Annotated in this window: 13 protein-coding genes; 11 read left to right on the top strand and 2 right to left on the bottom strand. The window is 53.3% G+C overall.

The window, feature by feature from the left end:
* Positions 1–9: 9 nt before the first annotated feature.
* The 4 genes from ACK3CJ_RS14105 (at position 10) to ACK3CJ_RS14090 (ending at position 9979) form a co-directional block, all read left to right on the top strand.
* Complete coding sequence (locus tag ACK3CJ_RS14105; RefSeq protein ID WP_409522853.1) at positions 10–6885, top strand: calcium-binding protein; 6876 nt, start codon at positions 10–12, stop codon at positions 6883–6885.
* Between the two features lie 250 nt (positions 6886–7135).
* A complete protein-coding gene (locus ACK3CJ_RS14100; protein WP_409522852.1) occupies positions 7136–8263 on the top strand; it encodes a Fic family protein in 1128 nt (375 codons plus the stop codon).
* Between the two features lie 88 nt (positions 8264–8351).
* A complete protein-coding gene (locus tag ACK3CJ_RS14095) occupies positions 8352–9494 on the top strand; it encodes a helix-turn-helix domain-containing protein (RefSeq protein ID WP_409522851.1) in 1143 nt (380 codons plus the stop codon).
* Positions 9491–9979, top strand: coding sequence for a DUF4411 family protein (locus tag ACK3CJ_RS14090; RefSeq protein ID WP_409522850.1), 489 nt, complete (start codon positions 9491–9493; stop codon positions 9977–9979). Before ACK3CJ_RS14095 ends, ACK3CJ_RS14090 begins: the two co-directional genes overlap by 4 nt.
* Positions 9980–10027: 48 nt before the next feature.
* On the opposite strand, the gene ACK3CJ_RS14085 is transcribed toward ACK3CJ_RS14090, so the two are convergent.
* Complete coding sequence (locus ACK3CJ_RS14085; protein WP_409522849.1) at positions 10028–12115, bottom strand: sensor histidine kinase; 2088 nt, start codon at positions 12113–12115, stop codon at positions 10028–10030.
* Between the two features lies 1 nt (position 12116).
* On the bottom strand, positions 12117–13505 hold the full coding sequence (locus ACK3CJ_RS14080; RefSeq protein ID WP_409522848.1) for a sigma-54-dependent transcriptional regulator: 1389 nt from the start codon (positions 13503–13505) through the stop codon (positions 12117–12119).
* 241 nt (positions 13506–13746) lie between these two features.
* Between ACK3CJ_RS14080 and ACK3CJ_RS14075 the strand changes: the two genes are divergently transcribed.
* The 7 genes from ACK3CJ_RS14075 to moaC all read left to right on the top strand — a co-directional run bounded on the left by ACK3CJ_RS14075 (position 13747) and on the right by moaC (position 19275).
* Positions 13747–14574: a substrate-binding domain-containing protein gene (locus ACK3CJ_RS14075; protein ID WP_409522847.1), complete on the top strand. Its 828-nt coding sequence runs from the start codon at positions 13747–13749 to the stop codon at positions 14572–14574.
* A 146-nt stretch (positions 14575–14720) separates the two neighbouring features.
* Positions 14721–15350, top strand: a complete 630-nt coding sequence (locus ACK3CJ_RS14070) for an ABC transporter permease (protein ID WP_409522846.1) — start codon at positions 14721–14723, stop codon at positions 15348–15350.
* A gap of 10 nt (positions 15351–15360) precedes the next feature.
* Positions 15361–15987: an ABC transporter ATP-binding protein gene (locus ACK3CJ_RS14065; RefSeq protein WP_409522845.1), complete on the top strand. Its 627-nt coding sequence runs from the start codon at positions 15361–15363 to the stop codon at positions 15985–15987.
* Between the two features lie 15 nt (positions 15988–16002).
* Entirely contained in the window at positions 16003–16572 is a 570-nt protein-coding gene (mobA, locus tag ACK3CJ_RS14060; RefSeq protein WP_409522844.1) for a molybdenum cofactor guanylyltransferase MobA, read from the top strand.
* A 24-nt stretch (positions 16573–16596) separates the two neighbouring features.
* A complete protein-coding gene (gene mobB, locus ACK3CJ_RS14055; protein WP_409522843.1) occupies positions 16597–17160 on the top strand; it encodes a molybdopterin-guanine dinucleotide biosynthesis protein MobB in 564 nt (187 codons plus the stop codon).
* A 12-nt stretch (positions 17161–17172) separates the two neighbouring features.
* Complete coding sequence (gene glp / locus ACK3CJ_RS14050) at positions 17173–18474, top strand: gephyrin-like molybdotransferase Glp (protein ID WP_409522842.1); 1302 nt, start codon at positions 17173–17175, stop codon at positions 18472–18474.
* Between the two features lie 15 nt (positions 18475–18489).
* Positions 18490–19275, top strand: a complete 786-nt coding sequence (moaC, locus tag ACK3CJ_RS14045; protein WP_409522841.1) for a cyclic pyranopterin monophosphate synthase MoaC — start codon at positions 18490–18492, stop codon at positions 19273–19275.
* The last annotated feature ends 1 nt before the right edge of the window (position 19276 follow it).

Below are 19276 nucleotides of genomic sequence, written 5' to 3'. Positions count from 1 at the left end.
TATGATGCAATGGGTAGCGCTTTTGCTGCCCATATGACCGGTTACAGCAAAACAGGGATCAATTGGATAGATCAGTTAAGGCCGGTTGGAGAAACAGTATCTGAAATCAACTTTGTTGGTGGACCAGGGTTTAGCCTGTCACCTACACAGTCAGGCAGCTTATCGGCCCTGCCTTCATTGTATAACAATGTTGAAGGCAATATTGTTACGAATATCATGCTGGGACAAATGCACACTGCGGCTGAGTCTGCTGTTAGAAGCGAACAAGATTATCGTTCTGATAATGATCTACCCTTATTAACAGCTGAAGAAGCCAATGCCATCAAAGATCAGGTATGGGGAGAGTTTCAGAAAGGAGTTGAAGGATATGTCCAAAGGCACTGGCCTAAAGAAGAGAAGAGTGCTAGCCAGAGTCTATTTGAGCGTATTCAGCTTATCGAAGACAGCCTGAATCAGCTCCTTGAGTCATATGACAAACTTCTGGAGAGTATTGAAGCGGGTCATGAGCTTGGATTGGATTCGGATCATCTTGATAAGATGAAAACTGAAGCAGAGCTGTTTGGAAAGGATCTGGAAAAATATAGATTAGACCTGCAAGAGAAGATTTCAATATGGGAAAGCCATGCATGGAGTCTTTGGCAAGGTGAAATGCTCGCGCCTTTTATTGATCTGTTTGGAAATATTAAGACACAGTTTCTTCTTGCTGCTCAGCAATCCTCCCCCATCATCCTCGACCTCGATGGCAACGGCGTCAGCACCACGGGTATCACTGAGGGTGTCTATTTCGATCACAATGGCGATGGCTTTGCACAATTGACTGGCTGGGTTGACGCCAGCGATGGGCTGCTGGTCTGGGATCGCAACAGTAACGGTGTTGTCGATAACGGCACTGAATTATTTGGTGACAACACCGTCATGCTCAATGGACAGCGGGCGGTGAATGGCTTTGCCGCACTGGCTGAACATGACACCAATGGTGATGGAGTCATTGATGCCAACGATGCGATCTGGTCAGACCTGCGGATCTGGCGTGACCAGTCACAAGACGGCGTAACGCGTGAAGGTGAGTTGGTCACGCTGGATGCCTTGGGTATCACATCGATCAATCTTAGTTACACCGACTCAGATCATGTGGATCAGCATGGTAATGCACATAAGCAAGTTGGCAGCTTCACTTGGGCAGATGGAACCACTGGGACGGCCACTGATGTCTGGTTTGCAGTCGATCCCGCACTGACGCAGGAACAGGATCTGGTTGAGGTGCAGGAGACAGTGGTGGAACTGCCGGATCTGCAAGGTTTCGGTAATGTTCGCAGCCTGCATCAGGCCATGGCCCGAGATGAAAGCGGGGATCTACAGGCGTTATTGACGCAGTTTGTGACTGAAACGGATGCGAATGTTCGCAAAGGCTTGATGCAGCAGATCATCTATCATTGGACTGGCAGTGCAGATGTGTCTGCTGGAAGTCGAGGCGGCCTGATTGATGCCAGAAAACTGGTGGCGTTGGAAGCATTTATGGGACAGTCGTTCCGTCAACATGGGTCGCCGAATCCCAGGCATCAGGCTGCAGGATTACTGGAACAGGCGTTTAGCCTGCTGGAAAAGACGGTATATGACTATCTGATGACCCAGACACACTTCAAGTCCTATTACGATGCAATCGATATTCGTTTTGATGAGAATGGGATAGCGTTTGACTTTTCTGAAGTGGAGGCAAAACTGGATGAGCTGCGTGAGTTGGATGGTCAGGCAGCGCTGGACACTCTTTCCGAGTTAATTACCTTCAGCAAAGGAAGTTTGAGCGCACTGGGCTGGTCTGGCACTGATAAGTTGATTAACTGGCTTAGAGAGGAGGGCTTGTCAGATCCGGATTTATCACATATCAGTAATCCTGATGTTTTGACTGGTTCGGGTGTGTTGCGCGGAACCAGCGCTAACAACATTATTATTGGTCGTGAAACTGATGACGACCTGCATGGTGAGGGTGGCGATAATATTCTGATGTCTGGAGGCGGTAATAATCGCTTTTATGGAGGCACTGGTAATAATCTCTTCGTGCTGGGCAGCGGTACGGACCAGGTCACGTCGGCGGGCACCGGCTCGAACGATATCTACCGCTTCGGTCGAGGTGATGGCAACAACATCATCCAGGATTACGGTGGCAACGACCGTATTGAGCTGGGTGAAGGGATCAGTGAAGAGCAGGTGACCCTGCGCCGGGTAACGGGTAATCGCTCGGGCCGGTACACTTCCTACCGCGATGATCTGCTGCTGACCCTGGACACAGGCGAGAGCCTGCTGATCAAGGATGTATTCAATTACCAGACCGGCTCGATCTACAGTGACCGGATCATCGAGACGATCCGCTTTGCAGATGGAACCGAGTGGGATGTGGCACGTATTCGTCAGGAACTGGTGCGGATCACCGAAGAGGGTGTGACGCTGCATGGCAGTAGCAGCAGCGACGTGATCGAGGCGATCGGCGGGAATAACGTGCTGTATGGCGGTGCGGGTGATGACACGCTGATCGGCGGTGAAGGTAACGACAAACTGTATGGTGAGTATGGCAGCAACACCCTGATTGCGGGTGGTGGTAATAACCAGCTGCATGGTGGTACAGGGCACAACACCTTTATCCTGGGCAGCGGCACGGACCTGGCCTATTCGACGGGCACCAGTTCAAACGATATCTACCGCTTCGGTCGCGGGAATGGTAGCAACACCCTCCGGGATTATGGTGGCAGTGATCGCATTGAACTGGGTGAAGGGATCAGTGAGGAGCAGGTGACCCTACGCCGGGTAACGGGTAATCGCTCGGGCCGGTACACTTCCTACCGCGATGATCTGCTGCTGACACTGGACACAGGCGAGAGCCTGCTGATCAAGGATGTATTCAATTACCAGACCGGCTCGATCTACAGTGACCGGATCATCGAGACGATCCGCTTTGCAGATGGAACCGAGTGGGATGTGGCACGTATTCGTCAGGAACTGGTGCGGATCACCGAAGAGGGTGTGACGCTGCATGGCAGTAGCAGCAGCGACGTGATCGAGGCGATCGGCGGGAATAACGTGCTGTATGGCGGTGCGGGTGATGACACGCTGATCGGTGGTGAAGGTAACGACAAACTGTATGGTGAGTATGGCAGCAACACCCTGATTGCGGGTGGTGGTAATAACCAGCTGCATGGTGGTACGGGACATAATACCTTCGTGCTGGGCAGCGGTACGGACCAGGTCACGTCGGCGGGCACCGGCTCGAACGATATCTACCGCTTCGGTCGAGGTGATGGCAACAACATCATCCAGGATTACGGTGGCAACGACCGTATTGAGCTGGGTGAAGGGATCAGTGAAGAGCAGGTGACCCTGCGCCGGGTAACGGGTAATCGCTCGGGCCGGTACACTTCCTACCGCGATGATCTGCTGCTGACCCTGGACACAGGCGAGAGCCTGCTGATCAAGGATGTATTCAATTACCAGACCGGCTCGATCTACAGTGACCGGATCATCGAGACGATCCGCTTTGCAGATGGAACCGAGTGGGATGTGGCACGTATTCGTCAGGAACTGGTGCGGATCACCGAAGAGGGTGTGACGCTGCATGGCAGTAGCAGCAGCGACGTGATCGAGGCGATCGGCGGGAATAACGTGCTGTATGGCGGTGCGGGTGATGACACGCTGATCGGCGGTGAAGGTAACGACAAACTGTATGGTGAGTATGGCAGCAACACCCTGATTGCGGGTGGTGGTAATAACCAGCTGCATGGTGGTACAGGGCACAACACCTTTATCCTGGGCAGCGGCACGGACCTGGCCTATTCGACGGGCACCAGTTCAAACGATATCTACCGCTTCGGTCGCGGGAATGGTAGCAACACCCTCCGGGATTATGGTGGCAGTGATCGCATTGAACTGGGTGAAGGGATCAGTGAGGAGCAGGTGACCCTACGCCGGGTAACGGGTAATCGCTCGGGCCGGTACACTTCCTACCGCGATGATCTGCTGCTGACACTGGACACAGGCGAGAGCCTGCTGATCAAGGATGTATTCAATTACCAGACCGGCTCGATCTACAGTGACCGGATCATCGAGACGATCCGCTTTGCAGATGGAACCGAGTGGGATGTGGCACGTATTCGTCAGGAACTGGTGCGGATCACCGAAGAGGGTGTGACGCTGCATGGCAGTAGCAGCAGCGACGTGATCGAGGCGATCGGCGGGAATAACGTGCTGTATGGCGGTGCGGGTGATGACACGCTGATCGGTGGTGAAGGTAACGACAAACTGTATGGTGAGTATGGCAGCAACACCCTGATTGCGGGTGGTGGTAATAACCAGCTGCATGGTGGTACAGGGCACAACACCTTTATCCTGGGCAGCGGCACGGACCTGGCCTATTCGACGGGCACCAGTTCAAACGATATCTACCGCTTCGGTCGCGGGAATGGTAGCAACACCCTCCGGGATTATGGTGGCAGTGATCGCATTGAACTGGGTGAAGGGATCAGTGAGGAGCAGGTGACCCTACGCCGGGTAACGGGTAATCGCTCGGGCCGGTACACTTCCTACCGCGATGATCTGCTGCTGACACTGGACACAGGCGAGAGCCTGCTGATCAAGGATGTATTCAATTACCAGACCGGCTCGATCTACAGTGACCGGATCATCGAGACGATCCGCTTTGCAGATGGAACCGAGTGGGATGTGGCACGTATTCGTCAGGAACTGGTGCGGATCACCGAAGAGGGTGTGACGCTGCATGGCAGTAGCAGCAGCGACGTGATCGAGGCGATCGGCGGGAATAACGTGCTGTATGGCGGTGCGGGTGATGACACGCTGATCGGTGGTGAAGGTAACGACAAACTGTATGGTGAGTATGGCAGCAACACCCTGATTGCGGGTGGTGGTAATAACCAGCTGCATGGTGGTACGGGACATAATACCTTCGTGCTGGGCAGCGGTACGGACCAAGCGACTTCAGCTGGCACCAGTTCAAACGATATCTACCGCTTCGGTCGCGGGAATGGTAGCAACACCCTCCGGGATTATGGTGGCAGTGATCGCATTGAACTGGGTGAAGGGATCAGTGAGGAGCAGGTGACCCTGCGCCGGGTAACGGGTAATCGCTCGGGCCGGTACACTTCCTACCGCGATGATCTGCTGCTGACACTGGACACAGGCGAGAGCCTGCTGATCAAGGATGTATTCAATTACCAGACCGGCTCGATCTACAGTGACCGGATCATCGAGACGATCCGCTTTGCAGATGGAACCGAGTGGGATGTGGCACGTATTCGTCAGGAACTGGTGCGGATCACCGAAGAGGGTGTGACGCTGCATGGCAGTAGCAGCAGCGACGTGATCGAGGCGATCGGCGGGAATAACGTGCTGTATGGCGGTGCGGGTGATGACACGCTGATCGGTGGTGAAGGTAACGACAAACTGTATGGTGAGTATGGCAGCAACACCCTGATTGCGGGTGGTGGTAATAACCAGCTGCATGGTGGTACGGGACATAATACCTTCGTGCTGGGCAGCGGTACGGACCAAGCGACTTCAGCTGGCACCAGTTCAAACGATATCTACCGCTTCGGTCGCGGGAATGGTAGCAACACCCTCCGGGATTATGGTGGCAGTGATCGCATTGAACTGGGTGAAGGGATCAGTGAGGAGCAGGTGACCCTGCGCCGGGTAACGGGTAATCGTTCGGGCCGGTACACTTCCTACCGCGATGATCTGCTGCTGACACTGGACACAGGCGAGATCCTGCTGATCAAGGATGTATTCAATTACCAGACCGGCTCGATCTACAGTGACCGGATCATCGAGACGATCCGCTTTGCAGATGGAACCGAGTGGGATGTGGCACGTATTCGTCAGGAACTGGTGCGGATCACCGAAGAGGGTGTGACGCTGCATGGCAGTAGCAGCAGCGACGTGATCGAGGCGATCGGCGGGAATAACGTGCTGTATGGCGGTGCGGGTGATGACACGCTGATCGGTGGTGAAGGTAACGACAAACTGTATGGTGAGTATGGCAGCAACACCCTGATTGCCGGTGGTGGTAATAACCAGCTGCATGGTGGTACGGGACATAATACCTTCGTGCTGGGCAGCGGTACGGACCAAGCGACTTCAGCTGGCACCAGTTCAAACGATATCTACCGCTTCGGTCGCGGGAATGGTAGCAACACCCTCCGGGATTATGGTGGCAATGATCGCATTGAACTGGGTGAAGGGATCAGTGAGGAGCAGGTGACCCTGCGCCGGGTAACGGGTAATCGTTCGGGCCGGTACACTTCCTACCGCGATGATCTGCTGCTGACACTGGACACGGGTGAGAGTCTGCTGATCAAGGATGTGTTCCATTACCAGACGGGTGCGATCTATGCCGATCGGATCATTGAGACGATCCGCTTTGCAGACGGCACGGAGTGGGGGCTGGAGCAGATCAAGGAAGAGCTGGTAAAAATCAAGACCCCCGCAGCCACAGTCACTGACAGCATCAACCCTGGTGATGATACCTATACTGCTGGGCTGAATACCAGCAATCTCTCAATTGACGATCATGGAGGAGAGGATACGCTTGAATTCAATGACAATATTGCCAGTGATGGACTCTGGTTCAGTCGCTCGGGAGCGGATCTTCTGGTGGATGTGCTGGCGTCCGATACCAGAATCACTATTCAAAACTGGTATAAGGATGAGCAATATCAGATTGAAGAGTTCAAAGCGGCTGATGGTAAGGTGCTGATGAACAATCAGGTGGAAGCGTTGGTGTCGGCCATGGCTGAATTCTCACCACCATCAGAACACTCCGCGACGATACCCGAAAGCTATCGGGACTCACTCTCCTCAGTTATCACGGCCAGTTGGCAGTAGTTGGAGCTCATTGAAGCGGGTATTGTTGTCTAATGGTTCCTTTATAGAGCGAACTGGCCATCAACACCCGCTTCAATCCTGCAAAGTACACCAGGCCTGCAAGCTGTACTATCCCATTTTCTTTACTGGACGTGGAGACGTGATTTGGGTCCGCAATGTTGATTAGGTGAGAAGAGCCAGCTACCCATTGAGCCGAATATTTGTCATAATCGGCTCATAATTTGATCTGATTAGGTGAGGTATTCGGCTCATGTACATCTGGGAACAACCCGACTGGCCACACTTTCTCTGGGATGAGGTAATTCTTAAACCTAAACTGGATACTGTACGACTGTTGCAGGGTCGGTTGTTGGGTCGTACAGAAGTCGTCCCTGAGCAGGCAGGACTGGACGTGGAGATGGATGCGCTGATCCAGAACGCAATCCGCACCAGTGAAATTGAGGGTGAGCACTTGGATGTGGGCTCTGTACGTTCGTCGGTTGCGCGTCACTTGGGTCTGGAGCGGGCTGGAGTATCGGGCAGAACCACGCCAGAGTCCGAGTCGTTGGTCAGATTGTTACTGGAATCTACGCACCAACCAGATGAGCCTCTGTCTTGCGAACAGCTTTGCCAGTGGCAATCCATGCTTTTCCCTCATGGCCCCGGTCTGTTGCTCAAAATCCGTGTTGGAGAGCTACGTGGCGAACAGCCCATGCAGGTGGTTTCCGGTCGATTGGATCGGCCCAAAGTGCACTTTGAGGCACCTCCCCGGCATGGCCTTGATAATGAGGTGAATGCGTTTATTGAGTGGTTCAATCATCCTCCTGCAGGGTTGGACTCGCTGCTTCGTGCCGGTATTGCCCATCTCTGGCTGATTACGCTGCACCCTTTTGATGACGGCAATGGCCGTGTTACTCGTGCTGTGACGGACCGGGCACTGGCACAGGCTGAACGGCAGTCTGTACGCTTTTACTCCTTGAGTGCTGCCATTATGGCTCGTCGCCATGCCTACTACGATCATCTTGAGCAGGTTCAGAGTGGCGGTCTGGATATTACTCGATGGCTTGCCTGGTTTCTGGATACATTGGAAGAGGCCTTGCAGGATGCACTGTTACGAGTGGCGCGGGTATTGGTCAAAGCACGGTTCTGGCAGCGCCACGCCACTACAGTACTGAACGAGCGGCAGATTAAAGCACTGAACCGGTTACTGGATACTGCTAGTGAGGTGTTTGAGCAGGGGATCAATGCCCGTAAGTATCAGTCTCTGGCCAAGGTCAGTAAGGCCACTGCGACAAGGGATCTGGCAGAGCTTTTGGACAAGGGTTGTTTGTGTAAACTGCCTGGAGGCGGGCGCAGTACTCGTTATGCTGTTGCGATTGAAAGCATGGAAAATGAGTAAGTGATGAAGGTACGAACTCAGGTACCATTATTATGGTGGCAGGGTGTCCTGACCTATATAATTGAAAGGCTGATAGGGAGTGGTTTTCATGGCAACAACAGCACAGATAAACAACAGAATGCTGACTTGGTCGCGTGAGCGCTCAGGGACTTCTGTGGCTGAGTTTGCTGCAAAATGCGGGATCAGTGCAGAGCGCCTTTATCTGTGGGAAGCTGGCAAGCAAGCACTGACGTTTAATCAGGCACAGAAATTTGCGGATAAGGCCCATGTTCCTTTTGGCTATCTTTTTCTCAGTCAACCACCAATTGATGTGCTGCCAATACCAGATCTCAGAACCGTCGGCAATCGCGGTGTGAATCGCCCCAGCGCCGAATTGCTTGACCTGCTCAAACTGACTTTGCAACGCCAACAGTGGTATAGGGAGTATCTGACTAATGAGCTGGCAGGCCCCTGTGTGGCTGTTGGACGTGTCAGGCCGCAAGCCGCTGTTCAAGATATTGTAATCGATATGAGACAGCTTCTGGATGTGCCAGCTCACCCTGAGCGTGGCACTTGGGATGATTATTATCGAGACTTGGTTGTGCGTATAGAAGCGGTTGGTGTGCTTGTCATGCGCGAGTCCAGCCTTGGTCACCCTACCAGACCGCTACTTGTTGAGGAGTTTCGTGGCTTCGCTATAGCAGATGAATTTGCTCCGACCATTTTCGTTAATCATGCTGATTCGCCGGGAGCCAGACTTTTTACACTTATCCATGAGCTTTGCCATATCTGGATGGGTATTTCCGGCATCTCTGATGGCAGTGAGTCCTCTGATCATGAAAGCGAGGTGAAGTGTAACGCTGTTGCCGCCGAATTTCTTGTCCCCGAAGCTGAGTTTCAACCCTTGTGGAATGACCTGGATGATTGGAGGGACAATCTTGCTCCTCTTGAAACACACTTTCACGTGAGCCAATGGGTACTTGCTCGCCGAGCGCTCACCCTCGGTTTGATCGATATAGATCAATACCGTCAGTTTATTTCAGAGCAAAAAACTCTTTGGGATGCTCGTGAAAAGAAAGGAAATGGGGGGCCAAATTATCACAGAACCAAAAATGCCCAAATCAGTAAACGCTTTTCCAAAGCAGTGCTATCTCAGGCTTTTAACGGGCAGATATTATTACGTGAGGCAGGGCAGTTATTAGGGATAAATCCTGCTAAGTTAAAAAAGTTTGCTGATGAGGTGCGCCTTTGAAGTATTTGTTGGATGCGAATACCTATATCCAGGCAAAGAACCAATACTACGGAATGGATTTTTGTCCAGGATACTGGGACTTGCTGGATGCCAAGTTTGATGCAGGCGAGGTTTGCAGCATTGAATTCATTGGTAAAGAACTCAAAGATGGCAATGACGATCTCGCAAAATGGGCGAAAGAGCGCACCGGCCACTTTATCAAACATCAAGATGAAGAGACCCAAGCAGCGTTTACCGAGATCGTCAACTTCGTTATGACTCAGGACTATGCTCCGGCTCAACGGGATGCTTTTCTGGCCAAGGGTGATCCATGGCTGATTGCAAAGGCAAAGACACTGGGGGCTACCTTGGTAACTCATGAGTCAACTGTTTCACCAGCGACTAAAAAAGTTAAAATTCCTAATGTCTGCCAGCAATTTGATGTTCGCTGTATCAGTAGGTTTGATCTCTTAAGCGAGCTCAAACCACGATTTGTTCTGGAATAACCGGATCATCATCCAATACCCTCCGAAGCTCATCACTCACATTTTCGCTCAAGCCACCCCCAGCCCTGCCAGCAACTGCTGCATGGTGGCTTCATCATCGTGGCGGATCAGCGCTTTTGCTCTGAGCAGCACGGTGAAGGTGCTGCCATGGCCCGGCGTGGATTTGACACGTAGATCGCCACCATAACGGCGGGTCAGGCTGCGACTGATCGACAATCCCAGGCCATTGCCGCCCTCGCGTGTGGTAAAGAAGGGATCGAAGATCTTGTCCAGCACCGCCTCGCTTATCCCCTGGCCACGATCCTCAACATGAATGCAGACACCCTCGGCACCATCCGGTGCATGCCAGGGGCGGGTGCGAACGAGGATGTTACCTTTGTTTTCCATGGCATTGGCGGCATTCAGCAGCAGATTGATCAACACCTGCTGTATCTGCTGGCGGTTACCTTCAACATCGCAGATCTCGGTAAAGTCTAACGTTATGCCGATCCCTTTCTTGTCCAGGGCATGTCGTACCAGGGCTTGAGTATCCTCAATGGTGCGGTTGATATCGATCACCTGCAGTTGATCAATCACCTGATCTGGGCGGCTGTATTGCAGCAGATTATTGATGATCGCCTGGATACGGTAAACCTGTTCGATAACGGTATCGATCTCCTCCTGCACATCGGCTGCATCTGGTCCGAGTTCCGCCTGGAGCAGGTCCATATGACCCAGAATCACGGCTGCTGGATTGTTGATCTCATGGGCGATGCCAGCGGTCAGCTCGCCCAGTACAGCCAGTTTCTCTTTGGTGAAAAGCTCTTCGCGGGTCGCTTTGAGCAGTTCAATATGCTCCACCAACTCCAGTGTCTTGCGTGTCAGGCTCAGCGTGCGTTCCTCGACCAGATGCTCCAGGCGCTCTGCGGACTGACGGATGGTGGTCTGGCGCGCATCCAGCTCATTCAGCATCGCATCGAAGTGGTGAGCGAGGTCGGCCATCTCATCCCCTGTGTCCAAACGTCCAATGCGTGCCTGATTATTTCCGGCTCGGACTTCCATGACAGACTGATGTATCCGCTTAACCGGGGCGAAGAGTTGGCTGGCACTACGCCAGACCAGTAAAGCGGAAATCAGCAAAATAATCGCCAGTATGGCGCCCAGTTCCAGAAGTGTGCGCAGGTAGGCGCGGATAAAGGGGCCTTCCGAAAAACCTGCATAGAGCACGCCGATCAACTGGTTGTGCAGATCATAGATCGGTTCATAGGCGCTGACATACCAGTCGCTGACAACAAAGGCGCGATCCAGCCACATCAACTCCTCGTCCAGCACTCGGTTGTATACCTCTTCGGATATGCGGGTACCGATGGCGCGCTCCTGCAGCGTGTCCGTCAATTGTGAACCGGGTGCCGGTACATTAGTCGTGATACGGATGTCATCCAGAAACAGGGTCACGGTTCCGATACCGCCTTCAGGCAGTGTGTCCGGGCCATAGACCAGTTCGCGGATGGTATCCACGAACTGCAGATTGTGATTCAGCATCACGCCGCCATCCAGTAGAAAAGCCGGTTCGCCATCGGCATCAAAAACAGGATAGAGGGTACGGACAAACATGGCTCGTGTTTCACGAGACTTATCAGATGGGCGAGCACGTGGTGTCGGAACAACCTGTATGGTGGCCAGCTCGGCCAGATCCGGATGAATATGCCGCATCTCTTCCAGTTCAATGACGGACAGCCCTTTGATACCTTTACCTTCCATAGCCTGAGCGATGAGTGGTGCAAGACTGGGTTCGTTCTGCCGTGCCTGCTCCAGTTGCTGCATATCCAGCAGGCGCAGAAAATCAAAATCATGGCGATCACGAATCTGGTTTACCAGTGCATTCAACAGGGAACGCTGATCATCTGTCATATTTCGATGGATATGCCAGGCGTTACTCAACTGTTGCAGCCGCTCAAGCTGCCGATCCTGCATCATCTGCAGGGTACTTCTGGCTACCGACAGGTCTGCCGCCACTTTCATGTAGAGTTGGCGATTGACATAGCTGCTGGTCCAGTAAGCGGTCAAACCGATCAAGGCCAGCAGCGTCAGCACTATGGGAATCAGCGTCAGCGTCAGCAGCTTACCCTTGACGGACTGATGAAGTGGCAGAGACATTTCAGCTCTGCTCGGTGGATTCAATCAGCGGCTCATCCTGCCAGGCGATCAGCTTGCGCTCCAGCGTCTTGCGGGCAATACCCAACTGACGGGCAGTGGCTGACTTGTTCCCTTCGCAGGCCTCCAGCACACGCAGAATATGACGTCGCTCCACCTCATCCAGAGGCCAGCAGCTTGGGTAGCCAGGCATTCGTCCGTTGAGGGCATCCTGGCCGCTCAGCTCATGCAGCGGCAAGTGTCCGAGCAGAATGCAGCGCTCGATGAAATTTTTCAACTCACGGATGTTGCCGGTCCAATGGTGAGACTGCATCGCCATCAGGTCTTCGTGCGAGAAGGGCACGGCAGGCAAGCCAAGCTCCTGCGAGAGTTTGCGCGAAAAATAGTGTGCGAGCTGTGGAATATCCTCAGCTCGTTCACGCAGGGGAGGCAGCGTCAGTGTCAGCACATTGAGGCGATAGAAGAGATCCTCACGAAAACGACTGGCCTGAACCTCATCGGCAAGCGAGCGGTTGGTGGCCGCGAGAATGCGCACATCAATGCGTATCTCCTGCTCACTTCCCACCGGTCTGACCGTTTTGGATTCCAGCGCGCGCAGCAGTTTGGCCTGCATGCTCAGGGGCAGTTCGCCTATCTCATCCAGAAACAGCGTGCCACCGCTGGCAAAGCTGAACAGCCCTTCACGAGCTCTGTCTGCACCGGTGAATGCACCCTTGGTGTGGCCGAACAGCTCTGCTTCCAATAACTCAGGTGCTATGGCGCCGCAATTGACCGGTACATACGGGCCATCCCGGCCGGACTGCTGATGCAGCGCTCTTGCAACCAACTCCTTGCCGGTACCGGATTCACCCTCGATCAATACGGCCGAAGGGGTAGGTGCAACTCGTTGAATCACTGCCTCGAGGCGTTTGATGCCGGGGCTGTCGCCGAGCATGGGGCTGTCGGTTTCTACCAGTTGAGTCATTTCACGGCGCAGCAGGAAATTCTCTCTGGCCAGTTGTCGCCTCTGCAGCACGCGTCTGACCGCATTCATCATCTGCTCAAGGCGAAAGGGCTTCAGAATGAAGTCGGCGGCACCAACGCGCAGTGCCTGTATGGCTGTATCCAGCTCTGCATAGGCGGTCATGAAGATCACATCACTGTGACGGTTGGGGTCTTCAAGGGCTTCATACCACTCGATGCCGGATCGGCCAGGCAGTTTGACATCCAGAATGATCAGGTCAAAATGGCAACGCTTGCGCAGCTCCTCGGCCAACTCAATACTGCCGGCCACCTCTACCAGACCAAAGTGCTTTTGCAGGGCTTTCTGCAAAAATGAGCGCATACCCGCTTCATCATCAACCACCAGAACGGATGCTGACCGACAAAGATTGAAATCCTGCAGAATTGACATGGGCAGACTCGATTATTGTTATGCTGTGAAAAATGGGACTTATTGTCTCTATTGGATATGTCGCTGGGTAATTCTGACCCATCTTTCCTTCCAGCGTCCAGTAAAATAGCTATCACTTTAGGCTAATATCCGGTGAAACGCCTGCACAGATCAAGGCCTTGGCGGACTGATGGAGATTAACTGGCCTTTAAATTGCTATCACATGTGAATATACCCAATCACACAGGAAAGAGATCACATCATGATGAAAAGAGTTGCCGTCACCAGACAGCTTGCTGGTTTGATGCTGCTGTTCATCTTGCTGAGTGTTGCGGTCACTGCTCAGGCTCGGGAGATGTTACGCCTGGCTACAACAACCAGTACATACAATTCAGGCCTGTTGGATTATCTGTTGCCGCACTTTGAGGCGGAGCATGATATCACCGTGCACGTGATATCAGTTGGCACGGGTAAGGCTCTCAGATTGGGACAGGATGGTGATGTTGATCTGGTCATGACACATGCTCCCGAGGCTGAAGCGCGTTTCGTCGCTGGTGGCTACGGTATTGAGCCTCGCTCGTTGATGTACAATGATTTTGTTATTGTTGGCCCACAGGCTGATCCGGCTGGGATCAGCAAGCAGGATTCGGTGGTTGAAGTGTTCCGTGCCATCGCTGCTGAGCGGGCCATATTTGTATCCAGAGGTGATGAGTCAGGTACGCACATCAAAGAGCTTGAGCTCTGGCAACAGGCAGCTGTCGAACTTCCATTTGCAGGATATCGTGCAGTTGGTCAGGGCATGGGGCAGGTATTGTCGATTGCCGATGAGATGGAAGGTTATACGCTGACCGACCGCGGCACCTGGCTGGCAATGCGCGCCAGACTGGATGCATCGCTGCTGTTTCAGGGGGATGAGCTACTGTTCAATCCCTATCAGGTGATTCTGGTGAATCCCGCGCGTCATCTGGATGTAAATCATGCCATGGCTCGAAAACTGTCGGACTGGCTTGTGTCTGAAGAGGGTCAGGCACTGATAAACAGCTTCAAGGTTGAAGGAGAGCAACTATTTTTTGCCAATCAACAGCCATGAACTCTATGATCCCCATAGATTTTTCAGGTACCCATTCATAAGTCGTCATCTGAGATAAGCAGTCGTTAATGGATTCTTTGATACAGGCAACATGTGCAGCTCTTAAGCTTCTGTTTTCTGGAGATGCAGTTCTCTGGGAGATCATCATGGTCTCCTTTCGTGTATCGCTGACGGCGCTGTTCATCTCCCTGCCAGTGGCATTGCTGGCAGGGTTTGCGTTGAGCTTCTGGCGTTTTCCCGGCCACTGGATCGTGGTCACGCTGAACAATACCCTGCTGGCAATCCCTACGGTGGTGATCGGATTGATACTGGTGCTGCTGTTATCGCGCAGCGGGCCGTTTGGTGATCTGAGGCTGCTGTTCACTCAGCCCGCCATGATCATCGGACAGATACTGATCTGTTTTCCGCTGCTGGTCGCCATGCTGCATGCTGCCTACCAGGGCGTGTCGCGCCATGCCTGGGAAACAGCCCGCTCACTCGGGTGCTCGCGCCTGTATACCCTGTGGCTGATCACTCTTGAGGTGCGTTTTGCGGTACTGGCCGCGGTGGTGATGGCCTTTGGCCGCATTGTGGCCGAAGTGGGGTGCGCCATGATGGTCGGTGGAAATATCGCCGGTTACACACGCACCATCACCACCTCAATCGCACTGGAAACCACTAAAGGTGAATATGTCCAGGGCATTGCACTGGGTATTGTCCTTTTGACGCTGGCGCTGGTATTGAATGTGATCGTGGGCGTCAGTCGTGGCCGCAGTATTCAGAGTGTCACGCAATGAGGCAGTTTTCATGAGTCATCTGCTGGAGGCCTGGAAGCTCGAACAACAGTTCGATGGTAAACGCTTGTGGCAGATTGAGCAGCTTACCTGGCTGCAGGGGGAGTCTATCCACCTGGTTGGGGTTAACGGCAGTGGCAAGACTACCCTGATGAAGGTACTCTCGGGGCTGATTCAGCCCACACACGGAAAATTGTTGCTGGATAACCGACAACTGAAAGCCGGTACCTGTTGTTATCTGCATCAGCATCCCTATATGTTTGATAAGCGGGTTGAGGATAATCTGCGCCTGGTTGCCATTAAGGGTGTCAGTCGTCAGGCACGCGAAGAGCGGATCAAAGAGGCGCTGAACTGGGCGGGTCTTGAGCACAAGGCGCATCAGCAGGCGAGAACGCTGTCAGGAGGTGAGCGGCAGCGGCTGGCGATGGCGAGAGCCTGGCTATTGCGGCCAGCCTTCTGGTTACTGGATGAGCCGGCTGCTAATCTGGATACCGATGCAGTGGAACAGTTGGTGACACTGATTCGCAGCCTGCAGGAGCAGGGGGCCGGTATACTGCTGAGCTCGCATCAGACAACAGCACTCAGTGCAATCTGCGAGCAGCGCTGGGTACTGAGTAATGGACAATTGCTGCATTACTGAAACTCAGAGGGAACTATGACATCGGCAAAAGAAAAAATAACGGCAGTTGTGCTCGCTGGCGGCAGAGGTCAGCGAATGGGTGGGGAAGATAAAGGTTGGGTGCTCTATCAGGAAAAACCCTTGATCGAGCATATTATTGAGCGGCTGTCGCCTCAGGTGGGTGAGCTGATCATCAATGCTAATCGTAATATTGATCGCTACTCATCACTGGGATATTCAGTGTTCAAGGATCTGGATGAAGGTTTTCAGGGGCCGTTGATGGGGATCGCTACCGGGCTGACGCATGCCACCGGAGATTGGGTTGTATTCGTGCCCTGTGATGGCCCTTTCATACCGCTGGATCTGATTGCCAAGCTCAGTGCCGAAGCGATTCGAAGTGAACAACCGATCGTAGTGGCCAGTGATGGTGAGTGGTTGCAGCCAATGGTGGTGATGATGCGACGCACAGTGTTACCTGAGCTGATGAAAGCTCTGGCAGCGAACGAGCGCAAACCGGATCGCTGGTATGCTTCGGTGGGGATGTCGGAGGTCATTTTTCCGCCGGAAGCGCTGCATAACTTCAATCGTCCGGAAGATATCAAGTGAAAGTGCGACAGAGTTGGATGGCTGATGAACGAAAATAAAGCGCTGCCCCTGATCGGTTTTGCTGCTTGGAGTGGCACCGGCAAGACAACCTTGCTCAAAGCCCTGTTGCCCAGATTGAAGCAGCGCGGCATTCGAGTCGGCTGTATCAAGCATGCGCATCATGAGTTTGATGTCGATAAACCCGGCAAAGACAGCTATGAAATTCGACACGCTGGTGCCAGTCAGATGCTTATCGCATCGCAAAAGCGCTGGGCCTTGATGGTGGAGGATATGCGTGAGACAGACCCCTCTCTGCAGGATCTGCTGCAGCATCTGGATCACAGGAACCTGGATCTGATACTGGTTGAAGGGTTCAAGGCAGAGGCTTACCCGAAAATTGAGTTGTACCGTGCTGATGTCGGTAAAACCTGGCGTTACCATGAAGATGAACATATCGTGGCAGTGGCCTGTGATGAGCCGGATCAGATACCAGCCGATTGCACACTGCCCAGATTGAACCTGAACGACCTGGATGAGATCGAAACCTTTGTACTGAGTTATTGTGGTTTGATTATCCAACCCCAGAATCAGAACCAGACTGAACAGTAGAAGAGGTACTGAATGACTGAAATTGCTGCCCCTTCCTGTTTCGACTATATCACCCCGGGTAATCGCCATCTCACGCTGGAGGAGGGGGTTGAGCTGATTCTTTCTGCGGTGACAGCCAGGCCAGCGATTGAATCGATTGAGTTGCAGCAGGCCTCAGGGCGCCTACTGGTAAGTGATATTGTGGCACCCATGAATGTGCCGCAGCGAATCAATTCAGCGATGGATGGTTTTGCGTTGAAGGGTGCAGAGCTGAAAACCCTTGATCAGTGGCAGGTACTGGGTGAGCAACTGGCGGGGCAGGATCACTCATTTCAGGCAGAGGCCGGTCAGGCGGTGCGGATTACTACCGGTGCGCCGATGCCGAGTGGCACTGATACGGTTGTCATGAAAGAGATGACACAGCAGCAGGGTAATCTGCTGCAGATTAAAGATGCGGATCGTATCAAGATCGGGTCCAATGTTCGTCGGGCCGGTGAAGATATCCGACAGGGCAGTAGCGTATTGAAGGCAGGCCAGTCCCTGGGGCCGGTTGAGATAGGATTGCTGGCATCACTGGGATTTGCTCGGATAGAGGTGTTCAATAGAGTGTCAGTGGCGATCTTCTCGACCGGTGATGAGGTCACACTACCCGGCCAACCTCTCGGGAGTAGTGGTATTTACGATACCAATCGCTTCACTCTGCATGCACTGTTGCAGGCACTCGGTTGTGACGTACAGGATCTGGGTATTATACCGGATGATCCTGATGCGGTTTACGAGGCACTGGATAGCATTCGGGGAAAAGTAGATCTGGTGGTCACATCTGGTGGTGTTTCTGTGGGTGAAGCGGATTTCATCAAACAGGCACTTGCCAGTCTGGGGTCGACAGGTTTCTGGCAACTGGCTATCAGGCCGGGGCGCCCTCTGGCGTTCGGGCAATTGGGCCAGGATGAAGATGAGCGGCGCAGTCTGTTCATGGGGTTGCCGGGTAATCCCGTGGCCGTCATGGTAACCGCCATGCTGCTGGTACAACCCCTGATTCGCCGACTTCAAGGGCAGACAGGTTGGAGTCCGACTATCCTTAAGGCTGTCTCTGATGAGAAAATGGTCAGTAGAAGAGGGCGCAGTGACTTTCATCGTGGTGTCTTTTACAACGATGAGCAGGGATTACTGAGAGTCAGAACAACCGGCTCGCAGGGGTCAGGTATTCTGACCTCCATGCAGCGAGGGAACTGTCTGATCAGAATAGCGGATGATCAGGCAGAGATTGAACCTGGAGCGGTTGCCGAGATCTATCCATTTTACAGCTGGCTTCCCGGTTTTACCGGAGCCTGAAAATAAGGTTCTGATATGAATAAGCTGACACATCTGGATGCCCGCGGGCAGGCAAGGATGGTTGATGTTTCCGAGAAAAAGGTGACAGCCCGCACCGCGACAGCCTCTGCGCGAGTGCGTATGAGTGCTGCAACATTGCAGCATATCGTGGAGGGGACTCACGCCAAGGGCGATGTGCTGGCCACGGCTCGCATAGCCGGAATTCAGGCGGCCAAGCGCACACCGGATCTGATTCCGCTGTGTCATCCCCTGATGCTGAGCAAGGTCACTGTTGATCTGATCCCGGATGCATCGTTACCGGGCGTATTGGTCGAAGCAACCTGCAAACTGGCCGGTCAGACAGGCGTGGAGATGGAAGCCCTGACTGCGGCATCTGTTGCGGCTCTGACGCTCTATGACATGTGCAAGGCCGTCGATAAGGGTATGGTGATAGAAGATATCAAGGTGCTGGAAAAGACCGGAGGCAAATCGGGTGACTGGACCTATGAATCGCTGCAGCATGCTGACTCGAATCCAGTAGTAGAGGCCCAGACGGCGGCAGGATCTCAGTTACAGGTGCGCTTCTTTGCCGAGCTGCGTGAAGCTCTGTCGGTTGATGAACTGGCGGTTGAGTTGGGTGAAGGGGAGGAGACAACGGTTGCTGTCCTGATCGCGCAAATCAAGGCAAAAGGTGAGCCCTGGGCAACGGTCCTGAATCGGCCTAATTTACTGGTTGCAGTAAACCGCGAAATGAGTCATCCTGACTCTGTGGTCAGGTTTGGTGATGAGGTAGCTTTCTTTCCTCCCGTCACAGGTGGTTGAT

The sequence above is a fragment of the Nitrincola salilacus genome (assembly GCF_046271865.1).
Lineage (GTDB): Bacteria > Pseudomonadota > Gammaproteobacteria > Pseudomonadales > Balneatricaceae > Nitrincola > Nitrincola salilacus.
Note: the sequence above shows the minus strand (reverse complement) of the source record. Positions and strands in the feature narration are given on the sequence as shown.